The organism is Sphingomonas sp. BAUL-RG-20F-R05-02 (assembly GCF_022662305.1).
Classification (GTDB): domain Bacteria; phylum Pseudomonadota; class Alphaproteobacteria; order Sphingomonadales; family Sphingomonadaceae; genus Sphingomonas.
Genome location: NZ_JAKNQH010000002.1, coordinates 531229 through 552261 on the forward strand (window position 1 = coordinate 531229; position 21033 = coordinate 552261).

At 68.5% G+C, this 21033-nt stretch carries 17 protein-coding genes; 5 read left to right on the plus strand and 12 right to left on the minus strand.

Annotated elements, in window-relative coordinates; all coding sequences use genetic code 11:
* Position 1: 1 nt before the first annotated feature.
* Both L8F97_RS07510 and tsaD read right to left on the minus strand, forming a co-directional pair.
* A complete protein-coding gene (locus L8F97_RS07510; protein WP_242148066.1) occupies positions 2–979 on the minus strand; it encodes an NAD(P)H-dependent glycerol-3-phosphate dehydrogenase in 978 nt (325 codons plus the stop codon).
* Positions 976–2016 (minus strand): tRNA (adenosine(37)-N6)-threonylcarbamoyltransferase complex transferase subunit TsaD, encoded by a 1041-nt coding sequence (tsaD, locus tag L8F97_RS07515; protein ID WP_242148068.1) that lies wholly within the window; start codon positions 2014–2016, stop codon positions 976–978. The genes L8F97_RS07510 and tsaD overlap by 4 nt, the downstream gene beginning before the upstream one ends.
* A 64-nt stretch (positions 2017–2080) precedes the next feature.
* On the opposite strand from tsaD, the gene hemC reads away from it, so the two are divergent.
* Genes hemC through L8F97_RS07530 form a run of 3 tightly spaced genes read left to right on the plus strand, consistent with a single transcriptional unit; the run spans position 2081 to position 4627 of the window.
* Positions 2081–2989, plus strand: a complete 909-nt coding sequence (gene hemC / locus L8F97_RS07520) for a hydroxymethylbilane synthase (protein ID WP_242148069.1) — start codon at positions 2081–2083, stop codon at positions 2987–2989.
* On the plus strand, positions 2986–3654 hold the full coding sequence (locus tag L8F97_RS07525) for a uroporphyrinogen-III synthase (RefSeq protein WP_242148071.1): 669 nt from the start codon (positions 2986–2988) through the stop codon (positions 3652–3654). The genes hemC and L8F97_RS07525 overlap by 4 nt, the downstream gene beginning before the upstream one ends.
* Positions 3638–4627 (plus strand): hypothetical protein, encoded by a 990-nt coding sequence (locus L8F97_RS07530; protein WP_242148073.1) that lies wholly within the window; start codon positions 3638–3640, stop codon positions 4625–4627. The genes L8F97_RS07525 and L8F97_RS07530 overlap by 17 nt, the downstream gene beginning before the upstream one ends.
* A gap of 542 nt (positions 4628–5169) precedes the next feature.
* On the opposite strand, the gene L8F97_RS07535 is transcribed toward L8F97_RS07530, so the two are convergent.
* The 4 genes from L8F97_RS07535 to dapF all read right to left on the minus strand — a co-directional run bounded on the left by L8F97_RS07535 (position 5170) and on the right by dapF (position 8456).
* Positions 5170–5973 carry a DUF72 domain-containing protein gene (locus tag L8F97_RS07535; RefSeq protein ID WP_242148074.1) on the minus strand — a complete coding sequence of 268 codons (804 nt, stop codon included), beginning with the start codon at positions 5971–5973 and terminating at the stop codon, positions 5170–5172.
* A 4-nt stretch (positions 5974–5977) separates the two neighbouring features.
* A complete protein-coding gene (locus L8F97_RS07540; RefSeq protein WP_242148076.1) occupies positions 5978–6877 on the minus strand; it encodes an ROK family protein in 900 nt (299 codons plus the stop codon).
* Positions 6868–7428 carry a glycine zipper 2TM domain-containing protein gene (locus L8F97_RS07545; RefSeq protein WP_313931916.1) on the minus strand — a complete coding sequence of 187 codons (561 nt, stop codon included), beginning with the start codon at positions 7426–7428 and terminating at the stop codon, positions 6868–6870. Before L8F97_RS07545 ends, L8F97_RS07540 begins: the two co-directional genes overlap by 10 nt.
* An 83-nt stretch (positions 7429–7511) precedes the next feature.
* The gene (gene dapF / locus L8F97_RS07550; protein ID WP_242148310.1) at positions 7512–8456 is read right to left on the minus strand and encodes a diaminopimelate epimerase; all 945 of its coding nucleotides are present in this window, start codon (positions 8454–8456) and stop codon (positions 7512–7514) included.
* A 92-nt stretch (positions 8457–8548) separates the two neighbouring features.
* Between dapF and L8F97_RS07555 the strand changes: the two genes are divergently transcribed.
* Positions 8549–11404 (plus strand): DUF2339 domain-containing protein, encoded by a 2856-nt coding sequence (locus L8F97_RS07555; protein ID WP_242148080.1) that lies wholly within the window; start codon positions 8549–8551, stop codon positions 11402–11404.
* Positions 11405–11519: 115 nt separating this feature from the next.
* Complete coding sequence (locus tag L8F97_RS07560) at positions 11520–12092, plus strand: helix-turn-helix domain-containing protein (protein ID WP_242148082.1); 573 nt, start codon at positions 11520–11522, stop codon at positions 12090–12092.
* 91 nt (positions 12093–12183) lie between these two features.
* Here the strand turns inward: L8F97_RS07560 and ftsH are convergent, their stop codons facing one another.
* From ftsH to ruvB, 6 genes are all read right to left on the minus strand, one after another.
* Positions 12184–14148 (minus strand): ATP-dependent zinc metalloprotease FtsH, encoded by a 1965-nt coding sequence (ftsH, locus tag L8F97_RS07565; RefSeq protein ID WP_242148084.1) that lies wholly within the window; start codon positions 14146–14148, stop codon positions 12184–12186.
* Positions 14149–14218: 70 nt separating this feature from the next.
* Positions 14219–15280 carry a tRNA lysidine(34) synthetase TilS gene (gene tilS, locus L8F97_RS07570; protein ID WP_242148086.1) on the minus strand — a complete coding sequence of 354 codons (1062 nt, stop codon included), beginning with the start codon at positions 15278–15280 and terminating at the stop codon, positions 14219–14221.
* Position 15281: 1 nt separating this feature from the next.
* On the minus strand, positions 15282–16265 hold the full coding sequence (locus tag L8F97_RS07575) for a tetratricopeptide repeat protein (protein ID WP_242148088.1): 984 nt from the start codon (positions 16263–16265) through the stop codon (positions 15282–15284).
* A gap of 62 nt (positions 16266–16327) precedes the next feature.
* On the minus strand, positions 16328–17272 hold the full coding sequence (locus L8F97_RS07580; protein WP_242148090.1) for a helix-turn-helix domain-containing protein: 945 nt from the start codon (positions 17270–17272) through the stop codon (positions 16328–16330).
* 115 nt (positions 17273–17387) lie between these two features.
* Positions 17388–19655, minus strand: a complete 2268-nt coding sequence (ptsP, locus tag L8F97_RS07585; RefSeq protein ID WP_242148092.1) for a phosphoenolpyruvate--protein phosphotransferase — start codon at positions 19653–19655, stop codon at positions 17388–17390.
* A 73-nt stretch (positions 19656–19728) separates the two neighbouring features.
* Complete coding sequence (ruvB, locus tag L8F97_RS07590) at positions 19729–20751, minus strand: Holliday junction branch migration DNA helicase RuvB (protein ID WP_242148094.1); 1023 nt, start codon at positions 20749–20751, stop codon at positions 19729–19731.
* Positions 20752–21033: the final 282 nt, after the last annotated feature.

Consider the following 21033-nt stretch of genomic DNA (forward strand, 5'->3'; position numbering starts at 1 on the left):
CTCAACCGTGTTCGCGCGTCAGCGGACGGGCGAGCAAGGTGCCGATCTCCGCGCCGACCTCGGCGCCATCGAGCAGCGCCGCCACCGCACGCGCGACCGGCATATCGACACCGGCGCTCTCCGCCGCCGCGCACAGCACCGGTGCAGTGAACGCACCCTCCGCAATGGTACGGCGATCCGCCATCAGGTCCGCCGCCGAACGGCCCTGCCCCAGCCCCAGACCGAGCGAGAAATTGCGGCTGCTGGTGGAGGAACAGGTCAGTACCAGATCGCCCAGCCCAGACAGCCCGGCGAGCGTCTCCGCCCGGCTGCCCCGCGCCAGGCCGAAGCGCGTCATCTCGGCAAAGCCGCGCGCGATCAGCGCCGCGCGGGCGTTCTGGCCAAGCCCGGCCCCCTCAACCACGCCGCACGCGATGGCCAGCACGTTCTTGACCGCGCCGCCGATCTCCGCGCCGATCACATCGTCCGACGCATAGGTGCGGAACGTCGGCAGCGCGAGCGCTTCGGCCATCCGCTCGGCGTCTCGCGCGTGCTCCATCGCGATCGTCACGGCGGTGGGCAGGCCGCGTGCGACCTCGCCCGCGAAGGTCGGGCCGGACAGCACGCCGATCGCCGAGGCCGGATGCGCCTCTGCCGCGACCTCGCTGAGCAACTTGTGGCTGCCCGCCTCGATCCCCTTGGAACACAGCAGCAGCGGTCGGCCGGTCTGCGCCAACCCGCTCAGCACCGCGCGAGCGTGCTGCGCGGGCGTGACGACGAGCGTGAGATCGGCGTGCGCCAATAACCCGATGTCGCCGGTCGCGTGGATGTCGGGCGAGAGCGGCACCCCGGCGAGGAACAGCGGGTTTTCGTGGGCATCGTTGATCGCGTCGACCACCTCCGCCTCGCGCGCCCACAGCGTCACGCCGTGACCGCCCGCCGCCATCACCTGCGCGAGCGCGGTGCCCCATGCACCGCCACCCAGAACCCCGATCTTCATGCCTTCACCCCCGCGCCGCGTACCGTTTCAGCCGACGGGTCGAGCGGCCAGCGCGGGCGCGCCGGCATGTCGAGCGGGTCGGTGAAGCCGGCGACGTAGCGTTCCGCCCCGGCCCAGCCGATCATCGCGGCATTATCGGTACACAGCCACAACGGCGGCGCGACGAAGCGTAGCGCGTTGGCGCTCGCCAGATTCTGCAAGCTCGCGCGCACCGCCTGATTGGCGGCGACCCCGCCAGCGACCACAAGCGCGGTCGCATCCTCCGCGCGGTGCAGCGCGCGCGTGGTGCGGTCGATCAGGCACTCGACAACCGCCGCCTGAAACGAGGCGGCGATGTCCTCGGGCGAATAGCGTCCCGAATCATGCGCGCGCACCACCGCGCTTTTCAGCCCGGCGAACGAGAAATGCGGTTCCGCCGACCCCTTCAGCGGACGCGGCAGCGGCACCGCCTTCGGGTTGCCGAGCGCGGCGGCACGCTCCACCGCCGGGCCGCCGGGGAAGCCCAGGCCGAGGATCTTGGCGGTCTTGTCGAACGCCTCGCCCGCCGCATCGTCGATCGTGGTGGCGAGCCGGCGGTAGCGGCCGACGCCCTCGACCAGCAGCACCTGGCAATGCCCGCCCGACACGAGCAGCAGCAGATAAGGGAAATCGAGATCGGGATCGCTCAATCGCGGCGACAGTGCATGGCCTTCGAGATGATTGACCGCCACCAGCGGCTTGCCACCCGCATGGGCCAGCGCCTTGCCGGTGACGAGGCCGACCATCACCCCGCCGATCAGCCCCGGCCCCGCCGTCGCCGCAACCGCGTCGACATCGCCGAGCGTCAGCCCGGCGTCGGCGAACACGCCTTCTACGAGCGGAATCAGCGCCTCGACATGGGCGCGCGCGGCGATTTCGGGGACGACACCGCCGAACGGGCGATGCGCCGCCTCCTGCCCGAGCACGCGGTGCGCGAGCACGCGCCGGTCGGAGGTGACGAGCGCGGCGGCCGTCTCGTCGCAACTGGATTCTAGGCCTAGGATAAGCTTGGCAGTCATGGTGTCGCCCTATCGCATCACCCGCCGCTTGTCGAAGGGCGGCGCTTGGGCTTAGGGCGCGGGCATGACGTTTCGTATCGGTACGCGCGGTTCGCCGCTGGCGCTTGTTCAGGCCGGGCTGGTCCGTGACGCCCTGTGCGCGGCGCACGGCTGGACGGCGGAACAGGTCTCGATCGTGCCGATCCGCACCACCGGCGACCGCGTGCAGGACCGGGCGCTCGCCGAGATCGGCGGCAAGGCGCTGTGGACCAAGGAACTCGACCGGGCGCTGCTCGCCCGCGAGATCGACTGCGCAGTGCATTCGATGAAGGACGTCGAGACGATCCGCCCGGAGGCGATCCGCATCGCCGCAATGCTACCGCGCGCCGACGTGCGCGACCGGCTGGTCGGTGCCGACAGCATCGCCGCGCTGAAGCCGGGCGCGGTGCTCGGCACCAGTTCGCCGCGCCGCGCGGCGCAGGTGAAGCGGTTGCGGCCTGATGTGACGACGATCCTGTTTCGCGGCAACGTCGCGACGCGGCTGGCCAAACTGGCGGCGGGCGAGGCGGATGCGACGCTGCTGGCGGCGGCGGGGCTGGAGCGGCTCGGACGCGACGATGTCGGCGTGGCGATCGATACTGCTGTGATGTTGCCCGCACCCGCGCAAGGCGCGGTCGGCATCGAAGTGCGTGCGGAGGACGATGCTGCCGGGCTGGCGGTAGAGGCGATCGGCGACGGTGTGACACAGGCGTGCGTGGGGGCGGAACGCGCGCTGCTCGCGCGGCTGGCGGCGGACTGCCACTCGCCGGTGGCGGCGCTCGCGACGATCGAGGGCGGGGTGATGCACATCGTCGCGGAACTGCTCGCCGGCGACGGCAGCGCGCACGTCGGCGGTGAAGTGCGCGGAGAGCCGGGCGCCGCGCTCGCCGAGGCGCTGGCACGCGATCTGCTCGCGCGGGCGCCCGACGACGTACGGCGGCTGTTCGGCGGGTGAGCGGCCTGCTCGCGGTGCTGCGGCCCGAACCTGGCAACGCCGCCACCGCCGCGCGCGCCGAAGCCGCCGGTTACGCGGTGCTGCGGCTACCGTTGTTCTCGGTCGTGCCGGTGGCGTGGACCCCGCCCGATCCGCGCGACCACGATGGCCTCGTGCTGACCAGCGCCAACACGGTGCGACATGCCGGTACCCCGATCAACCGGTTCGGCGCGCTGCCGGTTATCGCGGTCGGTGAGCAGACCGCCACCGCCGCTCGGAGCGCGGGGCTTGAGGTCTCGGCGGTCGGGACGAGCGATGCGGGTGCGCTGGCGACGCTGCTTGCCGAATGCGGCATCGCCCGTGCGCTGCATCTGGGCGGCCAGGATCACGCGGCGGTGGCGGGCGTGTCACGCGCGGTGGCAGTGTACGTAAGCGAGCCGGTCGAAGTGGCACCCGGCGAAGTTGCGCGGATTGCCGGACAGACCGCCCTGCTCCACTCGGCCCGCGCGGCGCGGCGGCTGGCGATGTTGCTCGATACGGCGGCGATTGCGCGCGACGGGATCAGGATCGCGGCGTTCAGCCCGGCGATCGCCGCTGCCGCCGGGGCTGGCTGGCAGGCGGTGGCGATCGCGCCCACCCCGAGCGATGCGGCGCTGTTCGCGGCGATCGATGCGCTTGGGCGTTGACCGTTTCGCGTTCGGCGCGGATAAGACCGGCATGGATCAAATGCCGCCGATGCCGATGGTTCCCGCACGCCGAGCGGGCTGGCGGACGATCACCCTCGTCGCGATCCTGTTGCTGCTGGCGGGTGCCGGCGGCGCGTTTCTGTTGTTTCGCGCCTTTGGCCTCGGCCCAGCGCCGAAGACGGCCACGCTGACGCTGCCGGTCGGCAACGATGCGTCCGGTACGCCACAAGCGCCGGTGGTGATCGTGCCGGCCAAAGGGAATGCGCAAGGGTCCACGATCGATCTCGACGCCTTGTCCGCGCGCGAGGCCGCGTTGTCCGCGCAGCTGGACACGCTGGAGGAGCGCACCGCCGGCGTCGGTGCGGATGCGCAGGCGGCCGCTGGCAATGCGGCTCGCGCGGAGGGCATGCTGGTCGCGTTCGCCGCGCGGCGCGCGCTGGATCGTGGGGTTGGCCTCGGCTATCTCGAGGAACGGCTGCGCTACCGGTTCGGCGCGAGCCAGCCGGGTGCGGTTTCGATGATTGTTCAGGCCGCGCGTGAACCGGTGACGCTGGACGATCTGCGCGGCGGGCTCGATACGATCGGTCCGGATCTGGTGACGGGCGGATTGCAGGATGGCATCGTCGCCAGTTTCCGGCGCGAGCTGGCCAACCTCGTTGCGCTGCACCGCGCCGGATCGCCCTCGCCGCTGCCGGCAGACCGGCTGGCGCGCGCGCGTCGACTGGTGGAGAGCGGCCGGATCGAAGCCGCGCTGGGCGAGGTCGCGCGATTACCGGGTGCGGCCAATGCCGGCCGCTGGACCGAGGCGGCGCGACGCTACGTCGATTCGCGACATGCGCTCGACATCCTTGAATGGGCGGCGCTGGCGGGCCAAGCGGCGGGGAGCGTCGCGCCGCCGGCAGTGCGCCCGAATGTTCCGGCGACAGCGCCGACACCAACCCCGACACCGACTGCGGCTGCCGACGCGCGGTAGCGCCTGGGCGCTATCCGCCCGCGCACCCGATCGGCGCCATCGCGCCGTGTGGCGCACGGACCTTGGTACCGTTGATGGTGTCGGGCACACGAGCACACATGCATATCGGGCTGGCCAAGTGAGCGTCGGGCTGCCGGGTGAGAATGAACATCTTGAATAGTGGAAGGCGGAACGGCCGCTTAGAGACTGAGCACGGCTAAACCAGAAGCTCTCTACCCTCACCGCTCACAATGAAGCCGCACGGATCGCGCAAACCAACCCGTCGAGATCGCTAACAGAAACACACCAGCGGTGATCGAGTTTAGCCGAACCTCCAAGCCGTATAGGAAGAACAATGGCGACTGTGACCGCAGTTATGAATGCGGCAACGGCAAACCAGCCCTCTCGGCTCGCGACAGAATATCCTTGCCCCTCATCAGGCCGCCGCCATCGAAACCAATGCCTATTCATAGGTGCCTCGCCGGCTGTAATCGTGAGCGCTTGTAAGCCGTAAACTTAGGAGGCTTGCACGTCCGCTATGGACGACAGCAGATGAACCAGCCTTAAGTCCGAAGGCGCTCGATCAACGCCATCGCGCCGTGCGGCGCGCGGACCTTGGCACCGTTGATGAAGAACACGAACGTCTCGCGCGGTCGCTTGGCGGGCGCTTCGGTCGAGGCATACGGCAGGCCATCCGGCTGCTCGCCCTTCGCCCACGCCCGCGCCGTTTCCGCCCAGTCGTCCAGCGCGGCCGAGGCGTATCCGGTCGCCTCCGCCTCCACCGCATTCTCCAGCCGCGCGTAGACGAAATCCCCGGTCACGTCGGCGATCGCGGGGTAGTCCGCCGAGTCGGCATACACCAGTGCAACCCCTGCCGCGCGCGCCATCGCGACAAACTCCGGCACCGCGAAGCTCTCGTGCCGCACCTGCACGGCATGGCGCAGCGCGACGCCGTCCTGCTGCGCGGGCAACAGCGCGAGGAAGGCGCGGAAATCGTCGGGGTCAAATTGTTTGGTCGCCATGAACTGCCACAGGATCGGGCCGAGCCGATCGCCTAGTTCGACGATGCCCTGACCGACGAACCGGGCGATCGATTCGCCGGCTTCGGCCAGCACCTTGCGGTTGGTGCAATAGCGGGACGCTTTCAGCGTGAACACAAAGCCGTCCGGCACCGCCTTTGCCCAACTCGCGAAGGTGGCCGGTTTCTGACTGCCGTAATAGGTGCCGTTGACCTCGATCGCGGTGAGCTGGCCGGCGGCATATTCCAGTTCGCGCTTGTGCGGCCATTTCTCCGGGAAGAAGCTTCCGCGCCACGGTTCGTAGGTCCAGCCGCCGATGCCGACGCGGATCGCAGGGGTTTCGCTCATGCCGTCACTCCAAAGCGTCGAGCGCGAGCGCGACTGCACCTAACGGCCCGGCATCGGCGCCGAGACCGGGCGGCACCACCAACCGGTCGATCGCGCCCGCATCGCTGCCCGGTCCATAGCCCGCCAGCCGTTCCGTCGCCCGCGCGCGAACCTTGCCGAGCAGGTCACCCTGCGCACCGCCGACACCGCCGCCGATCACGATACGCTGCGGCGGTACGGTCAGCATCAGGGTCATCACCAGCTCGGCGATCTCCCCGGCGATACGGTCCCACAACGGGTCGTCGCCGGCGAGCTGCTCGGCCGGCATCCCTGCACGCTTGGCGATGGCCGGGCCGGCGACCAGCCCCTCCAAACAGTCGCCGTGGAATGGGCAGGCACCGGCAAAGCTATCGCCAGGGTCGCGCCGCACGCGGATATGGCCAACCTCGGGATGTGCCGCCCCGTGGAGCGGTTTGCCGTCAACGACGATGCCGGCGCCGACTCCGGTGCCGATCGTGACATAGACGTGGGTTGCACAGCCTTGCGACGCGCCCCACCGCCCTTCCGCGAGCGCGGCGCCGGCGACATCGGTATCGAAGCCGATCGGCATGTCGAACCGCGCCGCCACGGACCCGCGCAAATCAAAGCCGGTCCAGTGCGGTTTGGGCGTTGAGCCGATCCGCCCATAGTTCGCATGGCGCGGATCGACTACCAGCGGCCCGAACCCGGCGATGCCGATCGCGGCGAGCGGGCCACCGGGGGCCTCGGCGATCCAGTCGAGGATCGCCGGCAGCGTCTCCTCGGGCGCACGCGTAGACCAGCGCTTGCGGGCGATGATCTCGCGTCCACGCGCGATCGCCGCGATGCATTTGGTGCCGCCCAGCTCGATCGCCGCGACGCAAGGCGCGCCGCCGGTCAGCGGCACCGGATTTGGCTATTGTTCTGGTCGATCGCCTTGCCCGCCAGCGCGCCGGCCGCGCCACCGATCAGCGTGCCGACGATCCGCGAATGGCCACCGTCGATCACGTTGCCGAGGATACCGCCGCCCGCTGCACCGATGATGAGACCGGTCGTGCCATCGCTCCGCTTGCAGTAATAACGCCCGTCATCGCCACGATAGACGCGGTCGTTGCTGCCGAGCGTGCGTTCCTGGTAGTTCGCTCCGTCGCGGTAGTAGCGCGCCGGGTCGTAATTGCCCTCGTCCCGGTCGTCGGCATAGGGCTGCACATTGGGCGGCGGCGGCGCGTTCCGCGGGCCGGCATAATAGCCCTGGTCGCGATAGCCGCGCGCGCGCGCCGCCTGGTAGCGGTCGAACTCCTGCCGGAAGATGTTAAGTTCGTCGTCGAACCGCTGCTGCGCCGCCTGGAAGCGGGCATCGTCATCGCGGGTCTGCGCAACAGCGGGTGCCGAAAGCGCAAACGAGACGGTCGCCACCAAGGCGAACCAGCGTGGAGTCGCATGGGAAAATCTACTCACGGCATCCATCCTGTTCGTTATGTCTGGGTAACGAGATTTGGCCGGATTGGTTGCATTCGTCTCCTGAACCACGAGCGAGCGGCCTAGCCCGCTATCGCCGCAAGCGTGTCCGCCCATGCTTGGGTTTCCGCATCGTAGCGGTCGATGATGACGAGATCGCGCGCCGCTGCCTGTTCGACATCCACCACAACCTTGCCAGCCCATTCGAACGTCGCATTGCCGGACAACCGCACCATGCCGTCCGCTTCGGCCTGCGCGCGCACCAGCCCACCTCGGTTGAACACAGGAACCTCGCGGCCAAACGTGAGCCGGCCGGTCAGGCAGGCGGCATAGGTGGACGCTGCCATCGCGCTGCCGCAACTGTTGGTGAGACCAATGCCGCGTTCGAACGTCCGGACGAACAGCCCGGTATCGCGGATCTCGACAAAACTGACGTTCGCGCGGTTCGGAAGCCATGCCGGCGCAGCCTCGCAGACCGTGCCGATCGCGACCAGTTCCGCCTCATCCACGGTATCGACGAAGCTGACGAGATGCGGATTGGGCATGGCGATCGCGGTGAAGGCCCGGTCGGTGGGGAGCATGGCGATCGGCGCGTCGGTGATCTCGGCGCCCGCACCGGTAAGCGGCCACGTCGCGACGTCCCGCGTCGCCGGTCCTGCCACCTCACGGATCGTCACCACGCCCGGTGCGAGATCGGGATCGCGCGCGACGCTTGCGGCCGAGGTCTTGAGCGCCACGCGTGCATGGTCCAGCCCGAGCCTCTCGAACCCGGCACGCGCGACGCAACGCAAACCGTTGAGGCAGGTCTCCGCTTCGCTGCCATCGCTGTTGAACATCCGCATCCCGAACGCGTGGCCGGCCTGGCCGGCGGTCAGCAACAGCACGCCGTCGCCACCGACCGGCCCCGCCCGATCCGCGAGCGCACGGGCGATCGCAGGCCATGTCTGCTCCGCCACCGTTCCATCCCGCGCGTCGATCAGCGGGAAATCATTGCCCGAACCGTGGCATTTGATGAAGTCGATCTGCATGCCAAGGGACATAGCCCAAGCCGATCCGCGCCGATAGCGTGCGCGGCGCGTTCGGTATGCTATGGTGCGCGGGGGTTTAAGCCGGAGTGACGATGACGGGAGTGTTGCTGATCGCCGTCGTCACGCTCGGCGTGCTGGTGCGGACGCTGTTCCGCCGCCTGCGCACGCTGGAGGCGCAGGTCCGAGATTTGCGGCTGGAGCGGACGCTACCGGAGGTGGCGCCGATCACGACAACCGCACCGCCCACGACGGCGGCCGCACCGGCCGAGAGCATGCCGGCCTTGACGCCACCCGACCTAGCGCCTTCAGTCGCCGCAGTCGTGCCGCCACGTGCCGAACCTGCGACCTCGAAACCGAAGCCAGCACCACCTCCACGCAGCCCCAAACCGCGCATGACGTTCGAAACGATCGTGGGTGGCAAGCTGCCGATCTGGATCGGCGCGGCCGCATTGGTGCTGTCGGGCTTTTTCCTGGTGCGCTACTCGATCGACAGCGGGCTGCTTGGGCCGTTCGCGCGGACGCTGCTCGCCGGGCTGTTCGCTCTGGTGCTGATCGCCGGCAGCGAGTTGGCGCGGCGGCTTCCGGCGACGCGAGATGATACGCGTGTCGGGCAAGCGCTTGCCGGCGCGGGCACCGCCAGCCTCTACGGGACGCTGTATGTCGGGGCGGCGCTATACCATCTTATTGGCGTAAGCACCGCGTTTGCGTTGATGGTCGTGGTGACGCTGGCGGCACTCGGACTTGCGTTGCGGCACGGTTCGCCGACCGCGATCATGGCGCTGATCGGCGGGTTCGTCGCGCCGCTGCTGGCGGGGTTCGGCGAAAGCGGGGTTGGCCCGTTGCTGGTGTATCTGGCGCTTCTGATCGCAGCCTTGTTCGGCCTCTCGATCCGGCGCGGCTGGGCGTGGCTTGCACTGGCGGCGTGTGGCGGGGGGTTCGCCTGGGCCAATCTGCTGATCGTGATGCTGCCGGGCGGCGGGCTGGCGGGCGTCGGTGGATTCGTGCTGCTGCTCGCGATCGGCGCGACGCTGGCGCTGCCAGGCACCGGCCGCACCGCAGCGCGGACGTGGTTACGGCTGGTGCCGTTGATCGCCGGCTTGGTGCAGTTGCTGATCCTGGCCCCGGCACTCGATTTTTCGGCATTGTCATGGGGCTTATATCTGCTGCTGAGCGCGGCGGCCGTATGGCTGGGCTGGCGTGACGCAAAGCTGGCAGCGGGCGCTGGCGCGGCGCTCGCCCTGGTGTTGGTGCTGCTGGCGGCCGCATTGCTTCAACCGTTGCATCCCGCTGCACCGGCGGCAGCCATCGTTATCACGGTGCTGTTCGCCGGTGCCGGCCAAGCACTGCTGCGCCGTGGGCCGCTGTGGGCCGCGCTCGCGGTCGGCGGCAGCGCCGGCCCGGTGCTGGTCAGCATCGCTACCGATCCCGCGCTGCTCACCCCTTCTGCGTGGACGATGCTGTTGCTGGTGCTGTCCGCCGCCTGTGCGCTGGTTAGTTGGCGCACACGTGACATGGCAAACGCTGCGGTGCGTTTGGGTCCTGGCCTTGTCGGTGGCGCGGCGGCGGCGGCGCTGCTTGCCGGCGTGGCGGCGGCTCAGGCGCTGCCGGAACCGTGGCGCTGGAGCGCGTGGCTTGCGATTGGCGTCGCGATCGCCGGCTGGTCCCGCCGCACCGGCGACGCCGCGCTGGACCGGCTCGCGCTGGTCCCGCTGGTGGTGACCACGCTCGCCATCGCAGCGAATTTCGGGCTGGCGCATGGCTACATGTTGAGTGTCCTCACCGATCACGCGGCGCCGCCGCTCGCCGACCTGATCGCGATCGGACTGTTCCCCGCCGTGCTGATCGCCGCGACCGGCTGGCTGCTGACCAGCTCTACCAGTCGCCGCGTGCTCGGCTGGATCGCCTTGGCCGTCGCGCTGTCGCTGGTCCCGGCGGTGTTGCCCGCGCCGTGGCACGCGGCCGGACTTGGACTGGCAGCCGCACTTGTGATCGCCGGGCGCGTGCCATTGCCCGGCGCGGGCCCGACGGCGGCACTGGTGACACTCGCGTTTGCATGGCACCCGATCGGTGATCTGCTGTATCTCGCCGGCCGCGCGATCCTTGGCGACCGTCTGCCATGGCGGCTGCTCCCGCCGATCACCGACATACTGCGCACGCTGACCCTGCCCGCCGCGCTGATCGCAGCCGCGCTCGCGCTCCGCGCGTCGCTCGCGCCGGTATGGCGACAGCGCGCCAACATGGTAGTGGCAGCGATCGGCGTCGTTACGCTCTACGTGGTCGCCAAGCAGCCGCTCGCGATCGGGGACGTGATGCGCTTCACCGCACTCGGCATGGCGGAACGCGTTGCCATCACACAGGCGCTGCTCGCCGGCGGCTGGGCGCTCCGTGCGCGGCAGCCGGATCTTGGCCGCGCATTGACGATCGTCGGCATGGCGCGCTTTGTCTGGTTCGATCTCTTCATTCTAGATCCGGTGATCGTGCCGCAGGCGGTCGGGCCGCTCCCGCTGCTGAACGCGGCGACGCTCGACACGGCTCTAGTGGCGGCGTGGCTTTGGCGCTGGCGGGGTGGACGGATCGGACGCCTCGCGGTCCTCGCTGCGATTACGCTGAGCGTTGCGGCCAGCGTTCGGCAGGTTACACACGGCACCATCCTCACCGGTGCGATCGGCCGTACCGAGAACTGGCTGTACTCCGCGGCGTTATTGGCGCTGGCGATCCTGTGCCTGGGAACCGGGCTGCGCAATCGCACCGCCGAGCTGCGCGTCGCCGGGCTGGGCCTGCTGACGGCGGTGACGCTCAAGGTGTATCTGATCGATGCCGCCGCGCTGGCGGGTGTGCTGCGCATCCTGTCGTTCATGGGGCTCGGCTTCGCCCTGATCGGCATCGGCTGGGCCTATCGCCGCCTGATCGTCACCGAACCGGCGGTGGCGGATCCCGTCATGTCGTAAAGTGTCGCCGGCTGGCATCGACGAACGCCCGCAGCTGTATCGCAGGTTCTGGTAGCGGTTGCCACGGCGAGCCTTCTGTACGACAGGCGAGAACCGATCTGGTTAGGAAACGTGCATGATTACTGCCATCCGCGAGGTTCGCCGTGCCAAGGGGATGACGCTCGACGACGTGGCGCGCGCCTGCCTACCGCCCACCACCGCACAGACGATTGGGCGGCTTGAGACCGGCACGCGCACCGTTTCGGTGGCCTGGCTGAACCGCATCGCTGCCGCGCTCGGCGTGGTGGCGGCGGATTTGGTACAATTGCCGGAGCGGAACGACAAACCGGTGGCGGCGGTGCTTGAATCCGGCGGCGCCGTCGCGCCCCGTCGGCCCGCCACGGTGGTGCCGCCAGCACCTGCGCCGGGTCTGATCGCGGTGATGGTCGCGGTCGGCGTCGGCGATTACCGCGCGGGCGATGAGATCTGGTGCGAGCGCCTGATGCCGGAGTGTTTTGCCTCCGCGCTCAATCGCGACGTGCTGGTGCCGCTTGCCGCCGGGCGCTTTTTGTTCGGCCGGTTGATCGGCCAAGAGGCCGGAGAGACAAGCCGGTTGCAGATCCTGCCGTTGGAGCACGGTGCACGCCAACAGACCGTCGTCAGCCCGCCTTGGATCGCGCAGGCGGTCCGCCTCTCACGCGGGTTGTAGCGCCGCTGCTCAGACTGAAAAGGAGCGGCCCGTGATTACCCCGCTCCATACGGAACCGGCGGACCTCCGTAGAGCCCCGCCGGTCTGTAGCTTAGGCGCCTTGCGGCAGCGGGTTCCCGAACGGTCCCGGCCCCTTGGGCCGCCGCGTCTTCGGGATCGAGGTGCCGCTGCTCGGCAGCACCGCAGTCGTGGCACTCGTGTCGGGACGGTCGATATCCTCGCCCGCGATCAACCGCTTGATCTCCTCACCGGTCAGCGTCTCGAGTTCGAGCAGCGCATTGGCGATGAGGTGAAGCTGGTCGACGTGATCGGTCAGGATCTGGCGCGCACGCTCCAAGCCCTGTTCGACGAAGCGCTTCACTTCGCTATCGATCATCCGGGCGGTCTCGTCCGACATCGCCTTGCCGCGCTGCATCGAATAGCCGGTCGGGCTATCCTCGCTCTCGCTGAAGTCGAGCGGACCAAGCCGATCGGACAGGCCCCACTTGGTCACCATCGCGCGGGCGAGACGGGTCGCCTGCATGATGTCGTTCGAGGCACCCGAGCTTACCTTGTCGAAACCGAACACCAGTTCCTCGGCGATGCGGCCACCGAACGCCACCGCGATATCGGCGTGCATCTTGTCGCGGTGATAGCTGTAGGTGTCCCGCTCCGGCAGCGGCTGAACCATGCCGAGCGCGAAGCCGCGCGGGATGATCGTGGCCTTGTGGATCGGGTCGGCGGTGGGTTCGTGCGCGAAGACGAGCGCATGGCCGGCTTCGTGATAGGCGGTCATCCGCTTCTCGTCGTCGGTCATCACCATCGAGCGACGCTCGGCACCCATCATCACCTTGTCGCGCGCATCGTCGAACTCGGCAGCCGCGACCAGCCGCTTGCTGCGTCGCGCGGCGAGCAACGCCGCCTCGTTGACGAGGTTGGCGAGATCCGCACCCGAGAAGCCCGGCGTACCGCGCGCAATGGTGCGCGGGTCGACGTCGAGCGCGAGCGGCACCTTCTTCATGTGGACCTGCAGGATCTTCACGCGACCCTCGATGTCCGGGCGCGGCACCTGCACCTGCCGATCGAAACGACCCGGACGCAGCAGCGCGGGATCGAGCACGTCGGGGCGGTTCGTCGCCGCGATGATGATGATGCCTTCGTTCGCCTCGAAACCGTCCATCTCGACGAGCAACTGGTTGAGCGTCTGCTCACGCTCGTCGTTGCCATTGCCGAGGCCCGCGCCACGATGGCGGCCGACTGCGTCGATCTCGTCGATGAAGACGATGCACGGCGCGGACTTCTTGGCCTGTTCGAACATGTCGCGGACGCGGCTCGCGCCAACGCCGACGAACATTTCCACAAAGTCGGAGCCCGAGATGGTGAAGAACGGCACGCCCGCCTCCCCCGCGATCGCGCGGGCGAGCAGCGTCTTGCCGGTACCGGGTGACCCGACCAGCAGCGCGCCCTTGGGGATCTTGCCGCCCAGGCGGGCGAACTTGGTCGGATCCTTGAGGAACTCGACGATCTCCTCCAGCTCCTCGCGCGCCTCGTCGATGCCGGCAACGTCGTCGAACGTCACCTTGCCCTCGCGCTGCGTCAGCATCTTCGCACGGCTCTTGCCAAAGCCCATCGCGCCCGAGCCGGAGCCCTTCTGCATCTGGCGCAGCACGAAATATGCAATGCCGAGGAACAGCAGGAACGGCAGCGACTGAACGAGCAGATACTGCCAGATCGGCGCGCCTTCTTCCGGCTTCGCATTGATCTCGACGCCAGCCTTGCGCAGGCGGTCGGTCAATTGCGGATCCTGCATCGCGTAGGTGCGGAACTTGGTGCCATCGGTCTGCGTGCCGGTGATGACTTCACCCGCGACGTTCACATCCTTGACGCCATGCGCCTCAACCTTGTCGAGGAACTGCGAATAGGCGATCGTGTTGTTGCCGGTCGCGACATCGCGCGTATCGAGCATCATCACGAACAGCGCCAACGCCACCAGGATGCCGACCCAGATCAGCAGGCTCTTCATCCAGGGGTTGCCACCGCCATTATCGGGAGCCGGCCGCTTCTCGTTGTCGTTCATGGATTACGTTACCTTTCGAACCTACAAGATAAGCAGCCCGAGGTTAATGGCAATGGAACAGGAACACTACTTACGCCGATGAGTGTGATCGGCGCGCCGGGGCCTCGCGAAAGTGCCAAATGTCGCCGGCGGCAGACGCCATGACACCGGCTTGTGTGGCCGATCTGCCCCCCGCATTGAGCGCGTCGAGCAGCGACTCGACGTTGGCCGCTGCCGTCCACGGACCGCCGAGTGCGTGCGCCGTGCGCACCGATTCGATTGCGATCCTGACCAGCCGGCGTCGGATTTCGCGCGGCAGGCCGACCATATCGATCCGGACCTCGCCCGGTGCCGCCGGGCGGGCGCGGTCCGACCAGAACCACGCGCTGATGGTGGCAAGGTCTGCCTCCGCCTCGGCGACATAGCTGGCAGCGCGCGCGATATTGAGCGGGTCGATCCAGTCTGCATCCTCCACCCACCGTCGGAAGCGTGCCCGATCGAACCGCTCGGCGGTGTTGCTGGGATCATCAACGAACGGCAGCCCCGCAGCGACCGCGACTCCCCGCAACGCCCCGCGCCGCCAGCCGAGCAGCGGGCGCAACAGCAGGAGGGGGGCGTCTTCGACAGAGGTGCCGACGTCGACTGCCTTGCCGTCGTGCTGGTCGTCACGAGGCACGGCGATCTCGCGCCGCGCCCGCACCGCCGCCAACCCGGCCACACCGGAGCCCCGCGCCGCGCGCATCAGGAAGGTCTCGGCCTGATCGTCGGCGTGGTGGGCGGTGGCGAGGCAATCGGCGCTTTCGGCGACACACCAGCGATACAGCAGGCGGTAGCGTTGCTGTCGCGCCCAGCTATGCAGATTTCCCGTCGTACCGGGCGGCACGGTGATCGGCAGGGTAGCGTGCGGTACGCCCAGCCCCGCACAACAGCGCGCGACCATCGCCGCCTCGGCCGCGCTGTCCGCGCGCAGGCCATGATCCACCGTCGCCGCGACCACCTGACCCGGAAATGCCGCCGTTGCCAGCGCGAGCATCGCCATGCTGTCCGGCCCGCCCGATACCGCCAGGGCGATTCGCTGCTCACGCGGCGCGGCGCCGAACAACCGCGCGCAATCGTCCCGAAACCGCGCGATCAGCGCTGGCTCAGGTGTCACATCAAGCGCATTTCGACTGCGTCTTGGCGCGCGCGACATCGGCCTTCATCGTCTCGCTCAGTTTCGCGCCGTACACGTCCTCTAGCTCGCGGTAGACCTTGCACACGTCGGCACTGGGCTTGCCGAGCTTCACCAGCGATTGGCCGAGGTAATAGAGGCTGTCGGGCGCGCGTTCGCCATCCGGCCATTTCTTGTAATTGTCGTAGAAGGCGAGGCTGGCGAGCGAAGGCTTGCCGTCTTCCAGGTATGACCGGCCGAGCAGGTTCTGCGCATAGCTGGCGCGTTTGTGCTTGGGGTACGTCGTGGTGACGAGCTTCAGTTGCGCCTCGGCTTCCGGATACAGTTTCGCCTGCCACAGCCGGTAACCGTAAAGATAGGCGTCCTCCGCCTTGTCGCCAGACGGCGGCCGCTGAAGTGCCGCGATGCGCGCTTGACGATCCGTATCGCCACCCGAAGATGTCGCGCCATCGCCATTCGCGCCGGAGCGCGCAGGCTGCTTCACCGCGCCACTCCCCGAGCGGGCAGGCGGTGCCGCGCCGTCGTCGCCCATGATCGGCGCAGGCGCGCCGCTGCCGCCGTTGGAACCGCCGCCGGTGGACGACGCAGTATCCTCCAAAGCCTTCAACCGCGCGTCGGTGCTGCGCTTGTAGGCGTTGAACGCGTCCTCCAGCACCTGCACACGGTGCTGCGTCGTCTCGATCGAGCCGGTGACGTTGCTGAGCTGGTTTTCCAGCGCGTTGACGCGCGTGCTGAGGTCCGCGACGGGGCTGTTCGCCGGAGTGCCCGGAATCACGTTGGGATCGGTCGGCTTGATGTCCGGTTCGATGTACTGGCCGGCGCCACCGGGGAAAACCTTGCGCTGCACCGCCCGCATTTCGCTCTCCAGCCGACTTACGCGACCTTCCACGCCTGACTGGGCAACCGCCGGTACCGCCCCCATCGCGCTGCTCGCCAGCAGGACCAACGCCACCATGTGCTTCCGCATCGTCACTTCCCCGCAAACCTTTTCAAGCCGGTATAGCTAAGCCGCGCCGCCTGTCTCCAGCGTTAAGGCGCCGGCGTCGCGGCCGGCGCCGGCACGTTCGACGTGGCGGGCGCGGCGATGTTGAGCGTGGCGGCGCCAGCGTCCGTACTCTCACGGCGATGCGACGGTGCGTGCGTCGCCTGCCGCGCGGCAGGCGACGCGGCTACCGACGGGGTGGCCGTGGCTGCGGGCGTTCCGCGCGCCAGCAATGCGGCGGCGGTGATCGGCACATCCTTGATCGCGACATGGCCATCGCCGAGCGCCGGCACCGCACTCCCGTTGATCGTCACCTTCAGCTTGTCCGGGCGCCCGATGTTGATCATCAGGTTCGGCTTGTCCTGCGGCACCGAATAGGTGTCGCCGGACTTCATGGTGTGCTCATATACCGTGCCACTGGCATCATAGATCCGTAGCCACACGTCGTCGGTGGCGGTCAATACGACCTGTCCGCCAGCAGCCGGCGCCGGTGTGACGGGCGCAGTGGGCACCGCGTCCTGCGCTGCCGTGACCGCCGGTGCGGCGGCTGAACCGCCCCCCTCGCCGCGAAACCAGGTGGTGCCGAACCACAAACCGGCCGCGACCAGCAACAGCAGCGCGACCGCCACACCGATCACCGCGACCAGACCACTGGGATCACGCCGCGGTTCGTCGGGTTCGTACGCGACGTATTCGGTCCGCCGGACCGCCGGTTGTAGGCTGTTCTGGCTGCGAACGTCGCGTGCGATCGCGACCTCGTCTATCCCCACCGCGCGCGCATATGCTTTCGCAAAGCCAATCGAATAGGTGATCGACGGGAGCGCCGCGTAATTGCTCTCCTCGATCGCTTCGAGCTGGCGCAACGGGACGCGCGTGCGCGCCGCGATCTCGTCAAGCGAGAGGCCTTGCGCCTCGCGTGCCTCTCGCAGGCGTGCTCCGGGCGTCGTCGGGATCGGCTTGGCCGGTTCGACCGTAGGATCGGTGTCGGTCATTCACATCCTCCGGCGCAGGCGGTTGCGGCTGATGGTCAACCTGCGCGTAACGATCTGCCTGTTGCACCAGCACACGCGCCAGCGCAACGCCCCCGCCTGTCACCAGACCACGCAATTACGCCAGTTCGACGCCGCTCACACTCGCCCAATCGAGCAAGGCCGCGCGCATGTCACGTGGCGGCGCCGCCAGCAGCTCGGCCATTTTCGCCGTCAGCGCGCCGTGATCGAGCGAGCGCACCATCGCCTTGACCGGGCCGACCGCCGCCGGCGTGATCGACAGCCGGTCGATCCCGAGGCCGATCAGCGCCATCGCCTCCAGCGTGCGCCCGCCCATTTCGCCGCACACGCCAAGTTGCACGCCTGCCGCCCGGCACGGCGCGACCAGCCGGCTGAGGAAGCGCAGGATCGCCGCGCTCAGCCAGTCGTAGCGTTCGGCAAGCTTCGGGTTGGCGCGATCGGCGGCGAACAGGAATTGCGTCAGGTCGTTGGTGCCGACCGAAAGGAAGTCCACATTGGGAAGCAGCAGATCGAGCTGCTCGGCCAGCGCCGGCACCTCCAGCATCGCGCCGTAGCGGATCGTGGTCGGCAGCATCTTGCCGCGTCCCGCCAGCCATGCGCGCTGCTGCTCGAACAACGCACGCGCCTCGTCGAACTCCCACGGTTCGGACACCATCGGGAACATCACATTGAGCGTGCGCCCGGCGGTCGCCTCGAGCAGCGCGCGCGCCTGTGCCTTCATCAGCCCGGGCCGTTCCAGCGCGAGCCGAAGCGCGCGCCAGCCCATCGCCGGATTCTCCTCGTCCTCATCCTCGGCGAGATACGGCAGCGCCTTGTCGCCGCCGATGTCGACCGTGCGGAAGATTACCGGGCGCTCGCCCGCCGCGTCCAGCACGTCACGATACAGCCGTTGCTGCCGCTCCCGCGCGGGCAGCGTCGAGGAAATCAGGAACTGGAATTCCGTGCGAAACAAGCCGATGCCGTCTGCCCCGGTGACGTCCAGCGCCGCCACGTCGTCGCGCAGCCCTGCGTTCACCATCACCGTCACACGGTGTCCGTCTTTCGTCACCGGCAACTCGTTCTTCAACGAGGCGAACGCGGCGCGGCGCTTCTGACGCGCCTGCAGTTTGGCCTCGAACGCCTCTTCCATCGAACTCGACGGCCGCGCGAACACATGTCCTGCCGTCACGTCGAGCAGCAGCGCATCGCCTTCGCTAATGAGCCGCCGCACGCTTTTCACCCGGCCCAATACCGGCACGCCCATCGCCCGCGCGACGATGGTGACGTGCGCGGTCAGCGAGCCTTCCTCCAGCACGACGCCCTTCAGGCGCCGCCGATCGTATTCGAGCAGTTCGGCCGGGCCGAGATTGCGCGCGATCAGGATCGTGTCTTGTCGCAACCCCATCTGCGCGGCGGTGCCAAGCTGGCCCGAAACGATCCGCAACAGCCGATTCGACAGATCCTCGAGATCGTGCATGCGATCGGCCAGCAGCGGATCGTCGATCTGGCGCATCCGCATCCGCGTGCGTTGCTGCACACGCTCGATCGCCGCCTCCGCCGTCAGCCCGCTGTCGATCGCCTCGTTGATGCGGCGCGCCCAGCCCTCGTCATAGGCGAACATCTTATAGGTGGCGAGCACCTCCTCATGCTCGCCGCCGACGCCGAACTCGGCCTCGCGCGCGATGCGGTCGATCTGCTCGCGCATCTTGTCGAACGCGGCATAGACGCGGTGGCGTTCGGCCTCGACATCCTCGGCGACGGTATGTTCGACGGTGATGCGCGGCTGGTGATAGACCGCGAATCCGATCGCCATGCCGTCGACCAGCTTCAGCCCATCGATGCGGATCGGCGCGGTCGATTGCACCTTCGCCGCCGCGGTACCCGCGCCATCGACCAGATCGGCGTTGGCGATCAGCTCGGACAACACCATCGCCACCGTCTGCAGCGCCTCGATCTCGACATCATCATAGCGGTGCGGATCGGCATGTTGGACGCACAGCACGCCGACCGCCCGCTCGCGCCGGATGATCGGCACGCCGGCAAAGCTGTGATATCTGTCCTCGCCAGTCTCCGGCCGATATGCGAAATCAGGATGCGACGCCGCCTCGTCGAGGTTGAGCGTCTCGACATTGTTGGCGATCGTGCCGACCAGCCCCTCGCCCGGCGCCAGCTTGGTGACATGCACCGCCTCCTGCGCGAGACCGCGTGTGGCGAACAGTTCGAGCACCCCGTCGCGCAGCAGATAGATCGAACACACCTCGCTCGCCATCGCCTCACCGACGATCTGGACGACCGAATTGAGCTTGGCCTGTGCTGGGTTGCGCGACGCCATCACATCGTGAAGGCGAACCAGGATTTCGCGGGCGGAGGCGACGGCCGTGAGCATGGGCGACTCGCTATCAGAAGGGCGGGGTGCGATCCATCTTGCGGCGCACCATTTCGGTAAAAGAACGCTTGTCTCAGTCGAACAACCCGTCCTGGCTGCCGGCGGGCGGATTGAGTCCAAGGTGTTTCCAGCCGCCTGCGTTAAGGCACCGTCCGCGCGCGGTGCGGGCGACGAGGCCAAGCTGGATGAGATACGGCTCGATCACTTCCTCGATCGTGTCGCGCGGCTCGCTCAGGCCCGCTGCGAGCGTCTCGACGCCGACCGGACCGCCGCGATAGATGTCGGCGATCATCATCAGGTAACGCCGGTCCATCGCGTCAAGCCCAAGCGAGTCGACCTCCAGCCGGTTGAGCGCACCGTCCGCCGAACGTGCGTCGACCGTGTCGTGCTCGGCGGCATGCGCGAAGTCGCGCACCCGGCGCAGCAGTCGCCCGGCAATGCGCGGCGTCCCGCGCGAGCGCCGCGCGACCTCGCGCGCGCCATCGGGCGACACCGGCAGGCCGAGCAGCGCCGCCGCCCGCGTCACGACCCGCTCCAGTTCGTCCACTGTATAAAAGGTCAGCCGGACCGGAATGCCGAAGCGATCGCGCAGCGGCTGGGTGAGCAAGCCCTGCCGCGTGGTCGCGCCGACCAGCGTGAAGCGCGGCAGGTCGATCCGCACCGATCGCGCGGACGGCCCCTCGCCGATCATCAGGTCGAGCGCGCGGTCCTCCATCGCCGGGTACAGCACCTCCTCGACGGCGGGCTGAAGGCGGTGGATCTCGTCGATGAACAGCACGTCGCCGTCTTCGAGATTGGTCAGCAACGCGGCGAGATCGCCCGACTTGGCGATCACCGGACCGGAGGTGGCGCGGAAGCCCACCCCCATCTCGCGCGCGATGATCTGCGCGAGGGTGGTCTTGCCGAGACCCGGCGGGCCGAAGAACAGCACATGGTCGAGCGCGTCGCCGCGCGCCCGCGCCGCCGCGATGAACACGCGCAGATTCTCACGCGCCGCCCTCTGCCCGACGAAGTCGTCGAGTGACTTCGGGCGGAGCGCGGCGTCGACATCCTCGGGGCGTCGGGTGGGCGCAAGCAGGCGGTCGGGATCGTCCATCCGCCGTTCCCTACCTGTTCACCCCTATCGCTGTCGAGCCGGCAACGGAGGGTCGACGCAATCAGGCGGCGACCGACATCGAGCCGATCGCGGCCATGTGATCCTGCGCGCGGGCGTGCGGATCAGCGCGGTGCCACGGCGAATGCACGACGCGCGCGGATCGACTCGATCGTTCCGGACGCGGCGGTGGTCGCGCCGAGCGATATTCACATGCGGTTGCTGCAACGCGGTGACGGCGAACGACGCGTTAACACGGGTTTACGCGGCTTTGGCGCGAAACCT

Excerpts from the sequence above, each read along its gene's own strand:
- L8F97_RS07510 (WP_242148066.1), bottom strand. The coding sequence starts at position 979 with ATGAAGATCGGGGTTCTGGGTGGCGGTGCATGGGGCACCGCGCTCGCG.
- tsaD (WP_242148068.1), bottom strand. The coding sequence starts at position 2,016 with ATGACTGCCAAGCTTATCCTAGGCCTAGAATCCAGTTGCGACGAGACG.
- hemC (WP_242148069.1), top strand. The coding sequence starts at position 2,081 with ATGACGTTTCGTATCGGTACGCGCGGTTCGCCGCTGGCGCTTGTTCAG.
- L8F97_RS07530 (WP_242148073.1), top strand. The coding sequence starts at position 3,638 with ATGCGCTTGGGCGTTGACCGTTTCGCGTTCGGCGCGGATAAGACCGGC.
- L8F97_RS07535 (WP_242148074.1), bottom strand. The coding sequence starts at position 5,973 with ATGAGCGAAACCCCTGCGATCCGCGTCGGCATCGGCGGCTGGACCTAC.
- dapF (WP_242148310.1), bottom strand. The coding sequence starts at position 8,456 with ATGCAGATCGACTTCATCAAATGCCACGGTTCGGGCAATGATTTCCCG.
- L8F97_RS07555 (WP_242148080.1), top strand. The coding sequence starts at position 8,549 with ATGACGGGAGTGTTGCTGATCGCCGTCGTCACGCTCGGCGTGCTGGTG.
- L8F97_RS07560 (WP_242148082.1), top strand. The coding sequence starts at position 11,520 with ATGATTACTGCCATCCGCGAGGTTCGCCGTGCCAAGGGGATGACGCTC.
- ftsH (WP_242148084.1), bottom strand. The coding sequence starts at position 14,148 with ATGAACGACAACGAGAAGCGGCCGGCTCCCGATAATGGCGGTGGCAAC.
- L8F97_RS07575 (WP_242148088.1), bottom strand. The coding sequence starts at position 16,265 with ATGCGGAAGCACATGGTGGCGTTGGTCCTGCTGGCGAGCAGCGCGATG.
- L8F97_RS07580 (WP_242148090.1), bottom strand. The coding sequence starts at position 17,272 with ATGACCGACACCGATCCTACGGTCGAACCGGCCAAGCCGATCCCGACG.
- ptsP (WP_242148092.1), bottom strand. The coding sequence starts at position 19,655 with ATGCTCACGGCCGTCGCCTCCGCCCGCGAAATCCTGGTTCGCCTTCAC.
- ruvB (WP_242148094.1), bottom strand. The coding sequence starts at position 20,751 with ATGGACGATCCCGACCGCCTGCTTGCGCCCACCCGACGCCCCGAGGAT.